Source organism: Sinorhizobium sp. NFACC03 (assembly GCF_900103435.1).
Lineage (GTDB): Bacteria > Pseudomonadota > Alphaproteobacteria > Rhizobiales > Rhizobiaceae > Ensifer.
The window spans coordinates 16,748-34,355 of the sequence record NZ_FMXF01000042.1 but is presented as its reverse complement, the minus strand read 5'-3'; the positions used below and the strand labels follow the sequence as shown (position 1 = coordinate 34,355).

Genomic DNA, 17,608 nt, shown 5'->3' with positions numbered 1-17,608 from the left:
CAGCCTCGGGTTTTGTCTGTCTCGTCTTGAATATAAACGTTTATATTGAAGAACATGAAAGGGCGCCCTGATCGGGCGAAAAATTCGTCAACGGTTCGGGTTCAAGCGATCGTCGCAGCGTTCGATGAGGTTTGGCATCAGGAGCGTCTGCAGCGCCTCCGGCGGCTCGCCCTCCATGCGCCTCAGGATATAGGCGCCGAGCAGGCTGCTCGGTTCGCTGATCGGCAGATAATAGGTGGTGATCGGCGGCGCGAAATACTGGCTGACATTGAGGTCGTCGGTGGCATTGATCACCGCATCACGCCCATGCACCAGACCGCGCTCATGGAAGCCGGAGAAGGCGCCGAGCGCTGAGGCTTCGTTGGCGCAGATATAGGCGGTCGGCGCATTGCTGAGTTCGGACATGGTGAGCACGTTTTCGCGGCCGAAGGCGGGCGTCAGTCGGCCATGGGCCACGAGCGCCGAATCATAGGGAAGACCTGCCACGTCGAGAGCATGTTTGTAGGCTTCGAGCCGGGTGATGCCGTAGCTCAAGTCCGAAAGCGGGTTGAGCAGGGCGATGCGGCGGTGGCCGCGCTCGACCAGCCGCGCCATCGACACCCGTATCATCTGCTCGTTGTCGGCATCGACATAGGCATGCGGGGCATTGTGGATGCTGGTGCCGTAGGTGACGAAGGGGAAATCCGCCGCCTGCATGGTGCGGATGCGCGGATCGTCCGCGCGGGTGCCAGAAATGATGATGCCGTCGGCCTTCTTCAGCGACACGATCTGCTTGATGACCGCCTGGCTTTCCTCGAAATTGCGGACGGCATAGAGTGAGACGCGATAGGGACTGTCTTCCAGCGCCCAGGAAATGCCGCTCAGGAGCTGGGCGTATTCGACGCCTTCCCATTCGTTCTGTTTCGGGCCAGGTGCGGTCATGATCGCGGCGACCTGGTAGGTCTTGCCGGTGCGCAACTGCACGCCATGCATGTTGAGTTCATAGCCGACGCGTTCAGCCGCCTCGATCACGATCGCGCGCGTCTCCGGGCGAACCTGAGGCGAATGCTTCAGGGCCTTGGACACGGTGGCGATGGAAAGCCCCGTCTCCTGCGCGATGGTCTTGATCGTCGGTCTCTGCATGGCGTCTCGACTTGTCACGGGTTGCTAGATCACACGATGATTTGGGTCGGCTGAGCGATGCCGCCAGCTGAAGATAGACTGCGGATGTCCAGGCGAATGCCCGATCGCGAAGGCCCCTCCCCGAGCGCGCATCGAAGTTTTCGGCCATACCGCTTTTGCTGGCAAGTGAACAGAACTTTTCCGCGACTTCATGCGCAAGTTCAATCTGCCCTTGCCGGCGAAGACCGTCCCAGAGGAGAAGGGTCGTCGGGGCCCAGATGGGTCCGCGCCAATAGCCATCGTCCTCGTAATACGAACTCTGCGGGCTCTCGGTGGCGGGGCCCCATTCGGTGATGAAGCCGCCGGCCACGAGCCGCGCCACGAGTTTCTTGCGCATCTCAGAAGTCAGTCGCGCACCCAAGAGCAGCGGCATGAACTGGATGAGGTTGTCTCCCGGCAGGATCCGCTCCGGATCCGCGGCAAGCCGTGCACCGAAGGTCTCCCCGGTCCACAGCCGCTCGAACAGTAGGGTCTGCAGATCGTCGGCCTTTTGCCGCCACATCGCCTGACGGTCCGCGTCGTCCTCCAAGAGGTTCGCGAGCGTCTCGCAGGCAAGGATCAGGAAAACCGGCAGATCCGGCGAGATCACCGGACCGCCTTCGGCGAAGAAGGTGGCATTGTCCCAGCCGCTGTCGTTGCCGTGGAAATAAGACGGCAGGCTCGTCGCATCCTTGCGGCCGTAGGTCAGCCAGTAGTCGACCTGGCGGCCGATGGCATCGCGCAGGTAAGACTTGCGCTCTGCCGTCAGGAAGGACGGGTCGGCAGCCGCGATCAGCGACACCGCCCAGCCATGCACCGGCGGCTTGGTAAAGGCGAAGAGCACATCGCGGTCGTTGATATAATCCGGCAGCAGTCCGGACGCGTCCTGATGGTCGAAGATCACTGCCAACTGATCGAAGGCAAGGTCCTGATCGAAGGCGGCGACGCCAAGGGCGGAAAAGGCGTTGTCCCAGCTCCAGATGTTGATCATGTGGTTCTTCGACATGTAGATCGCCGGCCGCGTCAGCGCGCCGCCGACGGGCACGCCGTTCGCCCAGAGCAGATAGCTCGCCAGGCGATGTGCCTCGTCCTGGCCTGCGACGCCCTTCGGAACGCGCGCGTGCCACTGGACGAATTCGGCCGTTGCACCCGAAAGGGCCTCAGCGAAACGGCCGGGTCGATCAACAGGCGGCACCGTGCGGAAGAAATCGACATGGCCCTCGAAGGCATCGGTGCCCGAGAAAGAAAAGGATACGTCCTCCGAATGGTCGCGCTGCCAGGCACCGGTGACCTTAAGGTCGCCTGTGATCGCGCGCGGGATGAACTTGACGTTCTCAACCGCGGCAACGAGGCAATCCTCGCCCTTCGGCGTGCGGTAGACATAGTCGTAGCGCGAGCCTTCGAGATGGAAGCGCACGCCCGCCTTTTTGCCGGATATATGCAGCCTTTCCCCTTCGCCGATGACGAAGGTGACTTCGCCCTCACCGACGCGGGCGTCGAGCCGCTCCGGCGAAAGTACGAGCACAGGCGTCACGGCCTCGTCTGCCGCATCGAGAAACTCGACGCGGCAGAGGCGTCCGAGCGACGGCCGCTCGTCGCCGCCGGCAACGTGGCGGAGATAAAGCGCGCGCTCGCCGTCGCCACCGGGCACACGCATCATCGAGAGCGTCAGGAACCGGCCCCTGCGGCTGAAGGGCACGAAGTCGATATCGAACAGCATGCCGTTATCCCTTCACCGACGATCCGACCGCGCCATCCATGATGTAGCGCTGGGCGACGAAGAAGAGCGCGAGCGGCGGCAGGCAGAGGATGACGGTGATTGCGGCAATCGACGTCACGTCCACCTCGTGCAGGCCCTTGAACATCGAGAGGCCGAGCGTCAGCGTGTATTTCGACTGGTCGTTGAGGAAGATCAACGGGCCGAGATAGTCGTTCCAGGCGTTCATGAAGTGGAAAGTGCCGACCAGCACCAGCGCCGGCATCATCAGCGGCAGATGGATGCGCCAGTAGATGTCGAAGGCGTTGGCGCCATCCATGCGCGCGGCCTCGTCGATCTCCATCGGCACGGTCATGATGTACTGGCGAAGCAGGAAGACGAAGAAGGCGTCGGCGAAATAGGCGGGCACGATCAAGGGCTTCAGCGTGTTGATCCAGCCGAGCAGGTTGAACTCCATATAGAGCGGGATCATCTTCACGTCCCACGGGATCATCATGGTGGCCAGCAACAGGATGAACAGCGGATCGCGACCGGGAAAGCGGAAGCGGGCAAAACCATAGGCAACCAGCGACGAGGAGATCAGCTGACCGATGGTCGACAGCACCACCACGATCAGCGAATTGGTGAGGTAGGTGCCGAAGGGCTGCTTGTTCCAGGCGGCGGCAAAGTTCTCCCAATGCCATTCGGACGGCCAGAAGACCGGCGGGAACTGGTAGAGCTCGGCGGTGCTTTTGATCGCCGTCATGAAGGTCCAGTAGAACGGCGCGATGAACAGAGCCGAGAGCAGGATGAGCGCGGAATAGAGCAGCGTCTTACGCATTGTTCTCTCCATCGTTCTGGCGGACTTCACCTTCGTAATAGACCCAGGCGGCCGACCAGCGCATGACGCCAAGGCTGAGCAGCAGAACGATGATGAACATCACCCAGGAGCCGGCGGCAGCGTAGCCCATATCGAAATATTTGAAGGCGTTGTCGTAGATATACATGGCGAAGAAATAGGTGGAGCCGAGCGGTCCGCCCTTGGTCAAGAGAAGCGCGATCGTCAGTTGCTGAAAGGCGGAGATGATCGAGGTGATGAAGGTGAAGAGCAGCATCGGCCCGAGCATCGGCAAGGTGATGAACACCATCTGCGCCCAGCCGGGAACGCCGGAGACGGTCGCCGCCTCATAGAGTTCCTTCGGGATGGCTTTCAGGCCGGTCAGAAGGATCAGCATGGTGCCGCCAAGGCCCCAGAGGCTGGCGATGATGATGGCGACGATCGCAAGGTTCGGATCGCCGAGCCAGTTCGGCCCCTCGATGCCGACGAAGGACAGCATGAAGTTCAGAAGGCCGTATTCCCTGCTGTAGATCCAGCTCCAGATCGTCACCAGCGCGACGCCGGAAATGACGCTCGGCAGATAGAAGGCAGTGCGGAAGAAGCCGCTGGCAAAGGTGATGTGATGCAGCATCAGCGCCAGAAGGAACGACATGACGATGTTGAACGGCACGTAGATCGCCGCGAACTTCACCGTAATCCAGAGGCTTTCCCAGAACTGCGGATCCTCGAACAGCATGGAACGATAGTTTTCGAGCCCGACGAAGGTACGCTCACCGACAACAGGCCAGTCGTAGAAGCTCATCGTCAGCGAGAAGACGAGCGGGCCGAGCGTGAAGAACAGGAACCCGAGGATCCACGGGGAGATGAACAGATAGGGCGCCGCATAGCGCGCGATGGCGGAGCGCTTGCGCCTTGCCACCTTTGGCTCTGCACCGGCATAGGTCATATCCATCTCCCCGTACTCCCTTTTCTTACTTCATCAGCCGCTTCGAGCGGTTGACCGCATCGTCGAGATGCTGCTTGGCATTACCCTGGTCGATCATGGTCGCTTCGATAGCGCGGGCGAGATTGTCCTGGACCTTGCCCCAGTTGGCATTCTTCAGAAACGCATGGGTCTCGGTGTTCGAGGTGGCGAGAATGTCGAAGAAGGGCTTGTAGATCGGGTCCTTGGTCATGCCCTTTTCTTCCGCAACGCTGGTGCGCACCGGCAGGTCGTTGACGCGCATGGCTACGGCTTCGGGCGAAGAGAAGAACTTGACGAATTCCCAGGCGAGGTCCGGATGCGCCGCGTCCTTGGCGATCGAGATCGCCGAAACGCCGAGCGCCGAATGGGCGGTCTTGTCGCCGAACTTCGGCAGCGGCGCGACGCCATACTTGATGCCCGAAGCATCGATGCCGGACTTCGACCACATGGCGCTCTGGAACATGGCGATCTTGCCGCCCTTAAAGAGCGTGCTGCCAGACGTGTCGTCACCGAGGTTCAGCGTGATCGCTTCCTGCTTCTTGGCCATGTCGCCGAACATGTCGAGCACCTGAGCGGCGGCATCGCTGTTCATGTAGCCGTCGATCTTTTTGCCATCGTCGGAGATGTATTTGGTACCGTTCGACCAGAGGAACTGTTCGAAGTCATAGGGATCGGGCTTGGCGTCGACGGCAAAGCCATAGACCTTGTTCGGCTCGTCGCGGAACTTGGCCGCCTTGGCGCGCAGGTCGTCCCAGGTCCAGCCGTCCTTCGGCTCGTCGACGCCGGCCTTGGCGAACATGTCCTTGTTGTAGAACACCACCTGGGTGGTGAAGCCCGACGGCATGCCGTAAGTCTTGCCTTCGACACGAACAGTGTTCATCAGGCCCTTGGGGAAATCGTCCGGCTTGAGTTCGGCCGCATCCTTGGCGATCAGATCGTCCAGCGGCTTCAGCGACGTGTAATACTGCGGAAAGTTCCACATATACATCACATCAGGCGGGTTGCCGGCGCCGAAGGCAGCGATCAGCTTCTGATCGTAACCATCCGCGTAGGGCTCGACCTGAACCTTTACGCCCGGATGCTTTTCTTCGAACTTCTTGGCGATTTCCTGCTGGATCGCCAGGCTTTCGTCCGTGTCCCAGGTCGCAAAGCGCAAGGTCTCTTCTGCGCGGGCCGTCGCGGTTCCGGCCATAGCCAGAACCATCAGCGAGCCAATGATCGACTTCCTGTTGAGCATGCTTCTCCTCCTCATTCGGGTTACGCGACCCGCTTTGCCTTTTCCTGATTGATGAGCGCCTGCGTCTCAACATCGAGCCGCCGCGCGACCGCCTGGCCGTCGCCATCAAACAGATGGCAATGCTCGGCCGGCAGGCGCAGGTGCACGCGCTCGCGGGCGGAGACCGGGTGCGTGCCACGCACGACAGCGGTCATGTCGCTGCCATTCTGCAGGCTGATATGGACGTGGCTCTCGGTGCCGAGCCGCTCGACCAGACGCACGTCGCCGACGAGATGCCCTTCTTCTGCCGAGACCAGTTCGATCTTGTCGGGGCGAATGCCGAGCGTGACGGATTTGGCCTTGGCGACCGGCGCTGCCGCCAGCATCTCGAGCTTGAGCGTGTGGGCGAGGCCGCCGCCGTTGAGCGTCACGGACGCGCCGACCTGCCCGGCCACTTCGGTGGTGACGAAGTTCATGCGCGGCGAGCCGATGAAACCGGCAACGAACAGATTGGCCGGCTGATAGAAGAGTTCGAGCGGGGTGCCGAACTGGCTGACCTTGCCCTTGTCGAGCACAACGACACGGTCGGAGAGCGTCATCGCCTCGACCTGGTCATGGGTCACGTAGATCATCGTCACGCCGAGACGCTCGTGCAGTGCTGCAAGCTCGACGCGCATGGTGACGCGCAGGCCGGCATCGAGGTTCGACAGCGGCTCGTCGAGCAGGAAGAGTTTTGGCTCGCGCACGATCGCACGACCGATCGCCACGCGCTGGCGCTGACCGCCCGAGAGCTGGCGCGGCTTGCGGGCAAGCAGTTCCTTGATGCGCAGGATGTCGGCGGCATTGTCGACACGGCGATCGATCTCGTCCCGCTTCATGCCGTTCAGCGCGAGGCCGAAGGACAGGTTCTTGCGCACATTCATGTGCGGGTAGAGCGCATAGTTCTGGAAGACCATGGCGATGTCGCGCTTGGCCGACGCCACCTCGGTGATGTCGCGATCGCCAAGACGGATCGAGCCGCCGTCCAGATCCTCAAGACCGGCGATCGAGCGCAGCAGCGTGCTCTTACCGCAGCCGGACGGACCGAGGAAGCAGACGAACTCGCCGTCGGCGATATCGAGGTTGATACCCTTCAAGACTTCGAGCGAACCAAAGCCTTTGCGCAAATTTTCGATACGGATCGCTGCCAACGGGCCCTCCCTGCCGGCAAGCGCTTAGCAAAGGCCACCGGCACGAGCTATGCGCTTAGTTAAACGTTTATATGCACGATAAAAACGTTTAACTTTCTTGTAAAGCGAAAATTCGTATCGATCCGATTTTGCTGTTGAAGGCCGTGAGCAATAAAAAAGGCCGATCGGACGGCCGTTTTTGGGCTTTTGTCTCAGACGCTTAGACGACCGAGCGTCTCGTCGAGCGCGTTGAGGAAATAGTCGCAATCCTCGGCGCTGAAGGGCGCCGGCGGCTTCACCTTCAGCACATTGTGATGCGGCCCCTCGCTGCTGAGCAGTATGCGATGCTTGCGCTTCATCTCGGCAATGACGAAATCGAGTTCGCGGGCTGCCGGCTCCAGCGTCTGGCGGTCGCGCACCAGTTCGATGCCGTTGAAGAGGCCATGGCCCCTGACGTCGCCGATGATCGGGTGTTTGCTTGCGAGCGCCCGCGCACCGTCCATCAGCCGGTCGCCGACAACCCGGCAATGATGCATCAGCCGCTCGTCGCGGATGACGTCGAGCACGGCAAGGCCGATTTCGGCTGAAACCGGATTGCCGCCGAAGGTGTTGAAGTACTCCATGCCGTTGGCAAAGGAAGCCGCGATCGCCTCTGTCGTCACGACGGCCGCCATCGGATGGCCGTTGCCGATTGGTTTGCCCATGGTGACGATGTCAGGCGCGACACCCTGCAACTCATGCGCCCACATATGGCTGCCGACACGGCCAAAACCGACCTGCACCTCGTCGGCGAGGCAGAGACCGCCGACCGCGCGCACATGTGCATAGGCTTCCCGGAGATAGCCTTCCGGCAGTGTCAACTGCCCGCCGGTTCCGAGAATGCCCTCGCTGAAGAACAGTGCAGGGCGACGACCATCGGCCGCAAGTGCTGCCACCTGGTTGCGCACGTCCTCGGCATATTTCCTGCCAGCGTGCTCATCACCGTAGCGGTAACGCCCGCGATAAAGGTCGGGCATCTCGGCGACCTTCACATGCGCCGCCTGCCCTTCCCCGCCCTTGCCGGCGAACTTGTAGGGGCTGACGTCGATCAGGCTCGACAGATGGCCGTGATAGGCATGGTCGACCGTGATGATGTCGCGGTTGCCGGTATAGGCACGCGCCAAACGGATGGCGAGATCGTTCGCCTCGCTGCCGGAATTGACGAAGAAGCAGATGTTGAGCGGATCCGGAAACTGCGCGGCAAGCCGACGGGAGTACTCGACCAGCGAATCGTGCAGGTAGCGCGAATTGGTGTTGAGCCGCCGCATCTGCGCCTGCGCCGCCCTAACGACGCGGGGGTGGCAATGGCCGACGTGGCAGACATTGTTGACCATGTCGAGCCAGCGTGTGCCCTCCTCGTCGATCAGGCGCGCGCCCTCGCCGCCGACAATTTTCAGGGGTGCAGCGCTATAGGCGATGCTGAGCGACCGGCCGATGCGACGATGGCGCTCACGCACAAGGAATTCCTTGTCGCGCGGCACGATCACCGAAACTGGCACGGAGAGACCGAGCACCACGCTCGGATCCGGGCTCACTTCGCGCCATACCTGCCACTGGTCGCGCACGCCGACGCCATGCATCTGACCGCCGAGGCCGAGGTGATCGGTGACGATCTGGAAATGCAGATGCGGCGCCCAGTTGCCATTTTCCTCGGCCGCGCCGAAGGCGGCGAAGACCTCGCCCTTGGCGATCGCCTGCCCCACGGAGAGCTTGGCGACGCTTTCGCGTGACAGGTGGCCGTAGAGCGTCCAGAAGCAGACACCACCATCGATCTCATGCTCGAGCAGCACGGTCGGGCCGAAACCGTAGGGGACGGCGTCATCGTGAATGAAGGCGACCTTGCCGGAAAAGGGTGCCGAAACCGGCTCGTGCGCCGGCGCGAAGATGTCGACGCCGAGATGTACCGAGCGACGCGCGCCTTCGACCGACGTCTGATAAGCCTCACCCTGATAGATGCCCCGGTCTTCGCCATAAAGACCGATGCCAAAGGCCGTACGCTCGCTGCCGATCCGCGCGGCTATGCGCGCCGCGGCTTCTGCGGCATCGAGGCTCGCCCATTGCGCGGCCTCCGGGGCGGATGCGGAGAAGTCGAACACAGCGACCTTCGGCCTGGCGACGTCAGGACGAACGATCGGCGCAAAATCGTGCGCGTTCTTCTCGAGCCAACGGACGACCACGGCCGCATGCGGAAGCGGCGCCAAACCGCAGGCATCGCGGATGCGGGCAATGGCGATCGCCCGGTTCTCGCTCCGGAGACGCTTCAGTTCGCGCCAGACATCCTCCTGGCTGACGAGCAGGTAGGTATTCTCGGGGTTCTCGCGGATCTGCTTCGCCGCCATGCACATGCTGACGGCGTAGCGGGTAAGCACGAGATCGAGGACCAGCTCGATTTCAGTTTCACTCAGCGGGTTTACCTGATGATAGGCACCGCTGAGTGCAGCGATGGTTCCGACCGGATCGGCCGATCCAATCAGCGCATAGGCCGAAGCGACGGCGATTTCGATAACGCGCCAGGTCTCTACCATGTCGCCGAAATCGAGCAGGCCGCTGACCTCGCCCTTCCCATCAAGCAGCACGTTGTAATCGTTGGCATCGTTGTGAATGACCTGCATCGGGCAGGCCGCCAGGCGCGGCAGCACCGTTGACGCAAAATGATCGAGGATCGCGGCGACTGCCGCACGCTCGTCGGTGCCGTCGATCAACTCCACGTGCTTGCGATGCATGTCGGCCCGGCCGATATCCCAGGCATAGAGCCGCTTGGCGCCGGCATGGGAAAAGCCTTCGAGGCTGCGGTCGAGGCCTGCCAGCAGGCGGCCGAGGCTTTCGGCACTGGCGGCGTTGCGTATCGGCGCTTTCGCCCAGATATCGCCCGGCAGCCAGGAGAGTAGCCGTGCCGTGCGCGGGCCGCGAAGCTCGATCTTGCTGGTGACGGCGCCGGAGCGATCGCGAAACGCGCGCGAGACCGACAGATCGGATGCCTTGGCGGCAAGATGTTCCAGCACCGCCACCTGCATGTCGAGCTCGTCGGCGTCGCCGGTCGCGTGCAGCTTCAGCAGGAACTCCTGGCCATCGGCGGCCGAGACCCGGTAGTTGAGATCGTGCTCGCCCGGCAGCGGCGAGAGGCTCGCCTCGATGCCGTAGGTGTCGCTGAGCCAGGCGCGGATCGTCGCCAATTCCGGCTCGGTTCTCAAATCTCTCTCTGCCATTTTCTCTGTCCTGTCACCACGAAACCTGCCGCCCGTCAAAGGCGCGAAAACTGCCGCTATCGGCCAAATCTGCCCTGTCGATGATCGCCTTCAGCCCGGCCGCACTGGACGCGACGGAAACGACGGCGTCGCTGCCGCCCATGTCCGTCTGCACCCAGCCGGGATGCAGCGACAGCACCGAAATCCCGTCGCCCTTCAGATCCTGCGCGAGCTTGACCGTCGCCATGTTCAGCGCCGCCTTCGAGCAGCGATAGGCGTAGTCGCCGTCGTCATCGTCGAGCGCGCCCTCGGCGAGTGAGCCGGCGCGGCTGCTGATGTTGGCGACGATCCGCCTTTCGCCGGCCCGCAGGTTCGCAAGGAGCGCCCGCGTCACCAGCAGCGGCGCCAGCGCATTCACCCGCATCACGTCGAGAAAGCCGTCCGGCTCCAACGTATCCAGACCGCCGGTATCGCCGCGCACCGCGGCATTGTTGATCAGCAGGTCGACCGCCACGCCTTGGAGCGCTTGCCCCAGAGCATCGATCGAAGCGGGATCGGCGACATCGAGCGGCAGTCGATCGGCACCGCCTTCGGTCGGGAGTGCCCCCCGCTGGCAGGCGATAACGCGCCAGCCGTCCGCGGCATAGATCCACGCGAGTTCAGCGCCGAGCCCGCGAGAGGCGCCTGTGATCAGCACGGTGCGATGTCTAGCGGTGCTTGATGTCATATTTCCGCTCGATCATGTTGACGAGGCTGGCCGCCGCCAGCGTCAGGAAGATGTAGAAGATTGCAGCCGAGTTATAGGGTGCGAACGGCAGGAAGCTCGCCGACTGGAACTCGCGCATGCGTTGGGTGATGTCGCGGATCGACAGGATCGACAGCAGCGACGTGTCCTTGAGGATGGCGATCAGTTCGTTGCCGAGCGGCGGAATGATGATGCGGAAGGCCTGCGGCAGCACGACGAGGCGTGCCGTCTGCCAGCGGTTGAGGCCGATGCTGCGCGCCGCCTCGACCTGACCGACCGGAATGGCGTTGATGCCCGAGCGGAAGATCTCGGCGAGATAGGCCGAGTAGGCAAGCGCCATGGCGACGATGCCGCGCATCAGGTTCGGCGGGTCGAGCACGCCTTGGGTCGCATCCTTGAGCGCGCCGCTGAGCGGCAGGCCGACATAGAGCACGATCACCAGCATGGGGATGCCGCGGATCGTATCCACGATGAATTCCGAACCGATCGCCAGCGGGTGGCGCTGATGCAGGTAGCCGCCGAAGGTGAGCAGGCCAAGAATGATGGCAAGCACGGCAACGGTGACACCCGCTGCCCGATCGCGGTCGTTCAGTGCTTCGGTCTTCCAGAGCACGGGCATGTCGGCTGGCGCGGAGGCTGCCGGCAGCAGTGCTGCCGAAACGCCCTCGCCTTTGGCGATCGAGGCCAGCGCCTCGGTTGGGCCGACAAAGGTGCGTACCGGGGTCTCCGCTTGCGGCGCGCCGTCATACTGGCCGAAACGCACGGCGCTGATCAGGCCCGCAGGCGTGTTGGTGACGATCCCGACCTTGCCCGCGAGCGTGCCGGCGAGCACGTAAGTGTCCCGCGGCTGCAGCAGGAACCAGCCGGCGGCCAGCGCCAGCACCAGCGTAGCAATGGCGAAGTAGAGGCTGGTCCTGACCGTCGATCTGAGTTGCAGCAACCCGACCCAGACAAGGCCCATGAGCGCTGCCAGGATGTAGGCCGCTATCGCTGCACGGATGGTGGTCGCGACGCCCGCGGCAAATGCGATGTGGGCGAAGAAGAAGACGAAGACCAGACCCGCACCGTTGACAATACCGAGGATCCAGCGGGCAAGGCGCCGCACCCGGTCGTCAGGCGCTGAGCCTGAACGTTTGCTCAGGAAGAAAAGGCCGAGGCCGATCACGGTAACCGCGAAATAAAGTGGGAACAGCCACGCTTCGACGCCACGCACCATCAGATCGGCCGCCTCGGTCAATTGCCGTGGCGTCACGCCCTTGGCGATCAGTGTCGACTTGAACGGATTGACGCCGTTGGCAACGACGGACGCGACGAAGGGATGGATGTTGTGGCCGATGACGATGACGGCCGCCGCGGCAAGATTGAGCACGGCTGCGACATTGGCCAGTCGCGGACGCGGCGCCTTGGCGCGCGAAAAGACAAGTACCGCCACGCCGGACGCGAATGCGATCGCCAGCGCCAAGAAACCCGGCACGAAGACCGACGAGCCGTTTTCGACACCGAGGATCGCCCGCAGCGAGCGTTGGTAGTCGCCGGAGGAAATGAAGAGATAGATGATGAAGGGCAGCGCGGTCAGGATGATGAGATTGCTCGGACGCACGCTTCTCAGGAACGACATTCATTCCTCCGGGGCATAGTAGACAGACGGAAGACCCGGAGTGCGAGCACGCGCTCCGGGTCCGATCGGCATTGTGAGCTTACTTGAGGCCCCAGTATTTGTTGACGAGCTGGTCGAGCGTGCCGTCGTCCTTGATCATCTTCAGGCCCTCATTGAACGCCGCGACGTTTTCATCGCCCTTGCGGAAGACGAGACCGAGCGGGTCGGATTCGAGGTCCTTGATCGCAACGACGAGCTCCCCGGCAAACTCGCGTTCGTAGGCGGCCGCATTGGCGCCGTTGATGACGACGCCGTCGACGTCCTTGTTCTTGAGCGCGATGATCGCGGCGCTGAAGGTATCGTAGGCGGCGACGTTCTCCTTGCCGACGACACCCTCGGCAACCTGGGCATCTGTCGTGTTCGCCTGGGCGGACAGCTTTCTGCCGGCGTCCTTGAAGCGGTCGAGCGTGATGCCCTGGTCTTCAACGCGCATCAGCACCGCCTGGCTGTTGACGATGTAGGGATCCGAGAAATCCATCGCCTTCTTGCGTTCCTCGGTGATCGAGACACCCGACGCGACGAGGTCGAAGCTGCCCTGGTCGAGGGCTGCGAAGATGCCGTCCCAGCCGGTCGTGACGAATTCGGCCTGGCAGTTGATCTTGGCGCAGACGGCGTTGACCACATCGACATCGAAGCCGACGACCTGTCCGGTCGCCGGATCGATGCTCTCCATCGGCGGCGAGGTCGTGTCGGAGCCGACCTTCAGCAGTTTGCCGCCGAGATCGGCAGCGTGAGACACGCTCGAAGCAAGGGCTGCTACAGCCAGGGCAATCATCAGTTTTTTCATGGTTCTCCTCCTTGGATAATTAACTTTGGCTCAGGCGGCCGCCGAGATTGTCGGGCTGCCGCGCGATCAGCGTCGGCCTGAAAACCTGCCGCAACGCCCCAGGGTCCTCCCCCTCCATACGGCGCAGCAGGAACTGACCGAGCGTGCGGCCGAGCACCTCGATCGGCTGGTAGAAGGTGGTGATCGGCGGGGTGAAGTAGGCGCTGACATTGATGTCGTCATAGGCGATGACATCGACATCGACGCCGACCTCGCACCCGAGACTGCCGAGCCCCGAGAGCACGCCGAGCGTGGTGGATTCGTTGATGCAGACGAAGGCGGTCGGGGCATCGTCGAGCTGCAGGAAGTCGATCACCGTCTTCCGGCCGAAATGGGTCGAGAGGTCGCCCTCGGCGATCAGTTCCATCGGCGCATCGAGACCCGCCTCGCGGAACGCCCTGGAAAAGCCATCGATCCTGTCGAGCGCATAGGAAAACCGCCGCTCCGGATTGACGAGCGCAATGCGACGGTGGCCACCGGCGATCAACCGCGCGGTTGCCGCATACGCCGCCCATTCGTTGTCGATATCGACATGGGCGTAAGAGAGATCCTTGCGGCAACGCCCCATCGAGACGAAGGGAAACTGCTCGGCGACGAGCAGATCGATGCGCGGGTCTTCGGCGAGAATACCGGAGAAAATCAGACCGTCGGCCAACCCCTGATCGACGATCCGGCGCGCGGCTTCGGCTCCATCGGCCGCGTCGCGGATGACATGCACCGACATCCGATAGTCCGTGCCTTCGAGCGCCTGGCTGATGCCGCTCAAGGTCTGGGTGTATTCGACGCCGTCCCACTCATAGTCACGCGCTGCGGTGACCGGCATCAGCACGGCGGCTTGAAAACTCTTGCCGGTGCGAAGCGCCATCCCGCGCGCATTGGCCTGGTAACCGACTTCGCGTGCCGCCTTGTAGATGATGTCTCTTGTCGCCGGGGCGACCACGGGAGATTCGCGCAGCGCCTTCGAGATCGTGGCGATGGAATAGCCCGTCATCTCGGCCAAGGTCTTGATCGTTGGCGTCGGTGCGCGCCGCGCCCTGTGGATCTCAGTCGCCATGCACCCTCCCAAGCCCGGCCTTCTCCTGGAGATTAGAGGTAGCAGCCAATAAAAACGTTTTCAAGAAAAATAAAAACGTTTTTATTTTGAATGATACACATGCAAAAAGAGCGCAGTCGACACTAGCGGCACCGGCGATACAGGCCTTGACCCGCGGGGCAGTGAATTTCAACGGTTGAGTGGTGCAGCTTGCTCAGTGAGCAGTATAGGCGCCGTCTACGAGGTGAACGCTTCCAGTGATGAAACTCGCCTGCTCCGACAACAGGAAACAGATCAGAGCCGCTACCTCATCTGGCGTACCGCGACGCCCCATAGGTTGCAGCGACATCATGCGTCTACTGGTTGCCACCTCCGAATTCTCGGCGGACAGCGGCGTGTCGATCCAGCCCGGCGCCACAGCATTGATGCGAATACCCGTGCGGGCATACTCGATCGCGGCCGCCTTCGTCAGCCCAACCACTGCGTGCTTGGCGGCCGTATAGGCGGCGGCAGTGGGCAGCGCGACTGAGCCCAGAATGGAAGACGTGTTGACGATGGCGCCCCCACCCTGTGCCACCATGGCCGCGATCTCGTACTTCATACAGTAGAAGACGCCATGCAGGTTTACGTTCATCAATGCATGCCAGCCATTGAGCGGATAGTCGGCCGTCGCCTTGCGGACGCCGTCGATGCCGGCATTGTTGACCGCCAGATGCAGGCCGCCACAGGTCTGCACGGCGAACGCCACCAGCTTTTCCACAGCCTGGGCATCGGCGACGTCGGCCGCAACATCATGGGCCTTGCCCCCGTTCGAGCGAATTTCCTCGGCAACCAGGTGCACGGCGCCAGCGTCGACATCCGCGGCAACCACTTCCGCTCCCTCAGCAGCGAGTTGCCGGCACACGGCTGCGCCAATTCCGGAACCGGCGCCCGTCACAAGCGCAACCTTCCCAGCGAAGCCTAGATTCATACTGTCATTCCTAACGTTCAGCTTTCGACTAATCGAGCGCGCGCGACATCGCAAGTCATTCCGTGAAATGCATTCGAAGCCCCGATCTTCCAATCGGACAGCAGCAGCAACACACAAGAATCGCGATATTTTTTTACCCGATTCATGCACTGCACCCAGGCCCTCTTTCCAGATATACAGTCCTTTCTGTCCATTTCACCCGGAGCGCGGGCGAAAAACCTGGAGTGTCATTATCTATCCTGTCGCTGGGTGTAGTTCATTGGAACTGGACAGAGAATATTGTAATGCTAAAAAACGAATCGGGGCGCACCATTTTTCTCAGCAGGTAAAGATGGACAATCACCGCATTACACGGAGATTCCTGGTCATCGGCAGCCTTGGCCTGTTGGCCGGGTGCGGCTCAAGTTGGCGGGGTGTTTCCTTCCCATCCCTGTATGGCGGAACGCCCGGCGTCGATCGCCGCTACCGAAAACAACACGTCCGATACGACGGCAACGAGCCAGCCGGAACGATTGTTGTGGACACCACGCAACGCTACCTCTACTCGATCGAAGATGGTGGATGGGCGATGCGCTACGGAATAGGCGTCGGAGAGGAGGGCCTTACCCTCAAAGGCCAGGCCGTTGTCGGCCGAAAGGCCGAATGGCCGTCATGGACGCCGACCGCAAGCATGATCCGGCGCAAGCCGGAGCTGGCGCAATATGCCGGTGGAGTTTCCGGCGGTCCCCACAACCCGTTGGGGGCGTCGGCCCTATACCTTTATCGCAACGGTCAGGATACCAAGTTCCGCCTCCACGGCACGAACGCACCTTGGACCATAGGGCAGGCGGTTTCCAACGGCTGCATCCGACTTACGAACGACGATATCGTTGATCTCTACGCGCGGACGCCTGTTGGAACTCCGGTATTGATCATTTGATGATGTACTCTATCTGAGTGCGGTATTGGGGTAAGGCCGACATGCTTTTAAATCTTCAAAGTTTGGTAACGATAATCCGACTGACGAGTGTGCCCTTTCCGCACTAGGCCGAATCTCGAAATGCCACTAATACTGTGAATGTTGCCTTCGAATAACCATTCCGATCACAGAGGAAAGGAAATATTGATGAGCCGAATTCTAATCGTAACAGTTGCGTTGCTTTCCGTTGCCAGCCTCTCCGCTTGCGGAACAATCGGCAAAGGCAAAGGCAAGGCCCCGCCACCGGTGGCCGAAGAACCGGCGCCCGTCTACAAATAGTGACTGACCCTAGTTCGGGGAGGATCTTCACGGTCCTCCCCGCCCTGAATGATCGTGGCCGCCTTGGCCATACGTCGTGGCGCGCGGATCGATAAGCCCAGGTGGCAAGTTCAAGTGCCCGTCAGAATTGGGGAGATTTGGCGCAGTAATGACGCGTATACTAGGTCGTATTCCGTTCGTCGTCTTAGCCGCCGTGGCGGTTACGGCGTGCCAATCGCAAGACAAGGGCCCGCAGCCACGCTATGTCTCAAGCGTTGCGGGCAGCCCATCGCAACAGCGCGATCAGGGCTATTTCATCGAATTCCGCTCCCGTTATGCACTCAGCTACGGCCACTCCTATGTGGTTTTCGGCCGCCTGAGCAAGTCGGGAGCGATGATCAATCCGGAAGTGGCGGGACTTGCTCCTGCAACAAGCGACACCGCTCCCTACGTGCTGGGCCATGTTCTCCCCGTCCCGGCCGAGACGGGCGTGAGCGACGGCGACCTGGAGGAACAATACAGGTCTGCAAGCTGGCGTGTCATGTTGAGCGAACCGGAATATCGAGACGTCGTCGCCAAAATTCGAAAACTCAAGGCCGAAGCCAAGTTCTGGCATGCGTCGCTCTATAACTGCAACGCGTTTGTGGCCGATATCGCGCGTTCCATGGGCTACAGGACACCTGGGATCTGGCTGAGGCCGCAGGAATTCATCACAAGACTTCGCGAGATGAACGGCGGATAAGCTTGATTGGCGCACGCGCCGTGCGCCTTGTCTGACGCCCAAAGATCGCTTGCGCCGTCACTGGCTCCCACCAATACCCTTGAATGGCCGATCGACAACCGACCCTCGCCATTTGCGACCGTAGCTTTCGCGCCTTGTCAGGGCAGAGCGCCTCATGGCAGTCTCGTCCTTG

15 protein-coding genes are annotated in these 17,608 nt (G+C 61.8%); 3 read left to right on the top strand and 12 right to left on the bottom strand.

What is annotated here, in order from left to right; translation table 11 throughout:
• Positions 1-87: 87 nt before the first annotated feature.
• From BLU35_RS31280 to BLU35_RS31225, 12 genes are all read right to left on the bottom strand, one after another.
• Positions 88-1,065: a substrate-binding domain-containing protein gene (locus tag BLU35_RS31280; RefSeq protein WP_286161684.1), complete on the bottom strand. Its 978-nt coding sequence runs from the start codon at positions 1,063-1,065 to the stop codon at positions 88-90.
• On the bottom strand, positions 995-2,860 hold the full coding sequence (locus BLU35_RS31275) for an amylo-alpha-1,6-glucosidase (protein WP_286161683.1): 1,866 nt from the start codon (positions 2,858-2,860) through the stop codon (positions 995-997). Before BLU35_RS31275 ends, BLU35_RS31280 begins: the two co-directional genes overlap by 71 nt.
• A gap of 4 nt (positions 2,861-2,864) precedes the next feature.
• The gene (locus BLU35_RS31270) at positions 2,865-3,677 is read right to left on the bottom strand and encodes a carbohydrate ABC transporter permease (protein WP_058322613.1); all 813 of its coding nucleotides are present in this window, start codon (positions 3,675-3,677) and stop codon (positions 2,865-2,867) included.
• Complete coding sequence (locus tag BLU35_RS31265; protein WP_093236020.1) at positions 3,670-4,626, bottom strand: carbohydrate ABC transporter permease; 957 nt, start codon at positions 4,624-4,626, stop codon at positions 3,670-3,672. The genes BLU35_RS31270 and BLU35_RS31265 overlap by 8 nt, the downstream gene beginning before the upstream one ends.
• Before the next feature lie 19 nt (positions 4,627-4,645).
• Entirely contained in the window at positions 4,646-5,875 is a 1,230-nt protein-coding gene (locus BLU35_RS31260) for an ABC transporter substrate-binding protein (RefSeq protein ID WP_093236019.1), read from the bottom strand.
• Positions 5,876-5,895: 20 nt separating this feature from the next.
• Positions 5,896-7,044 carry an ABC transporter ATP-binding protein gene (locus BLU35_RS31255; RefSeq protein ID WP_093236018.1) on the bottom strand — a complete coding sequence of 383 codons (1,149 nt, stop codon included), beginning with the start codon at positions 7,042-7,044 and terminating at the stop codon, positions 5,896-5,898.
• A gap of 191 nt (positions 7,045-7,235) precedes the next feature.
• Entirely contained in the window at positions 7,236-10,268 is a 3,033-nt protein-coding gene (locus BLU35_RS31250) for an aminotransferase class III-fold pyridoxal phosphate-dependent enzyme (RefSeq protein ID WP_093236017.1), read from the bottom strand.
• A gap of 13 nt (positions 10,269-10,281) precedes the next feature.
• Complete coding sequence (locus BLU35_RS31245; RefSeq protein WP_093236016.1) at positions 10,282-10,944, bottom strand: SDR family oxidoreductase; 663 nt, start codon at positions 10,942-10,944, stop codon at positions 10,282-10,284.
• Positions 10,945-10,954: 10 nt separating this feature from the next.
• Complete coding sequence (locus tag BLU35_RS31240; protein ID WP_093236015.1) at positions 10,955-12,610, bottom strand: amino acid ABC transporter permease; 1,656 nt, start codon at positions 12,608-12,610, stop codon at positions 10,955-10,957.
• Positions 12,611-12,689: 79 nt separating this feature from the next.
• A complete protein-coding gene (locus BLU35_RS31235; protein WP_057251726.1) occupies positions 12,690-13,436 on the bottom strand; it encodes a transporter substrate-binding domain-containing protein in 747 nt (248 codons plus the stop codon).
• A gap of 19 nt (positions 13,437-13,455) precedes the next feature.
• Positions 13,456-14,529, bottom strand: coding sequence for a LacI family DNA-binding transcriptional regulator (locus BLU35_RS31230; RefSeq protein ID WP_093236014.1), 1,074 nt, complete (start codon positions 14,527-14,529; stop codon positions 13,456-13,458).
• A gap of 193 nt (positions 14,530-14,722) precedes the next feature.
• A complete protein-coding gene (locus tag BLU35_RS31225; protein ID WP_093236013.1) occupies positions 14,723-15,478 on the bottom strand; it encodes an SDR family NAD(P)-dependent oxidoreductase in 756 nt (251 codons plus the stop codon).
• 331 nt (positions 15,479-15,809) lie between these two features.
• Between BLU35_RS31225 and BLU35_RS31220 the strand changes: the two genes are divergently transcribed.
• From BLU35_RS31220 to BLU35_RS31210, 3 genes are all read left to right on the top strand, one after another.
• The gene (locus BLU35_RS31220; RefSeq protein ID WP_058322622.1) at positions 15,810-16,397 is read left to right on the top strand and encodes a L,D-transpeptidase; all 588 of its coding nucleotides are present in this window, start codon (positions 15,810-15,812) and stop codon (positions 16,395-16,397) included.
• 186 nt (positions 16,398-16,583) lie between these two features.
• Entirely contained in the window at positions 16,584-16,715 is a 132-nt protein-coding gene (locus BLU35_RS36455; protein WP_082640836.1) for an ABC transporter, read from the top strand.
• 148 nt (positions 16,716-16,863) lie between these two features.
• Positions 16,864-17,436 (top strand): hypothetical protein, encoded by a 573-nt coding sequence (locus tag BLU35_RS31210; protein WP_093236012.1) that lies wholly within the window; start codon positions 16,864-16,866, stop codon positions 17,434-17,436.
• The last annotated feature ends 172 nt before the right edge of the window (positions 17,437-17,608 follow it).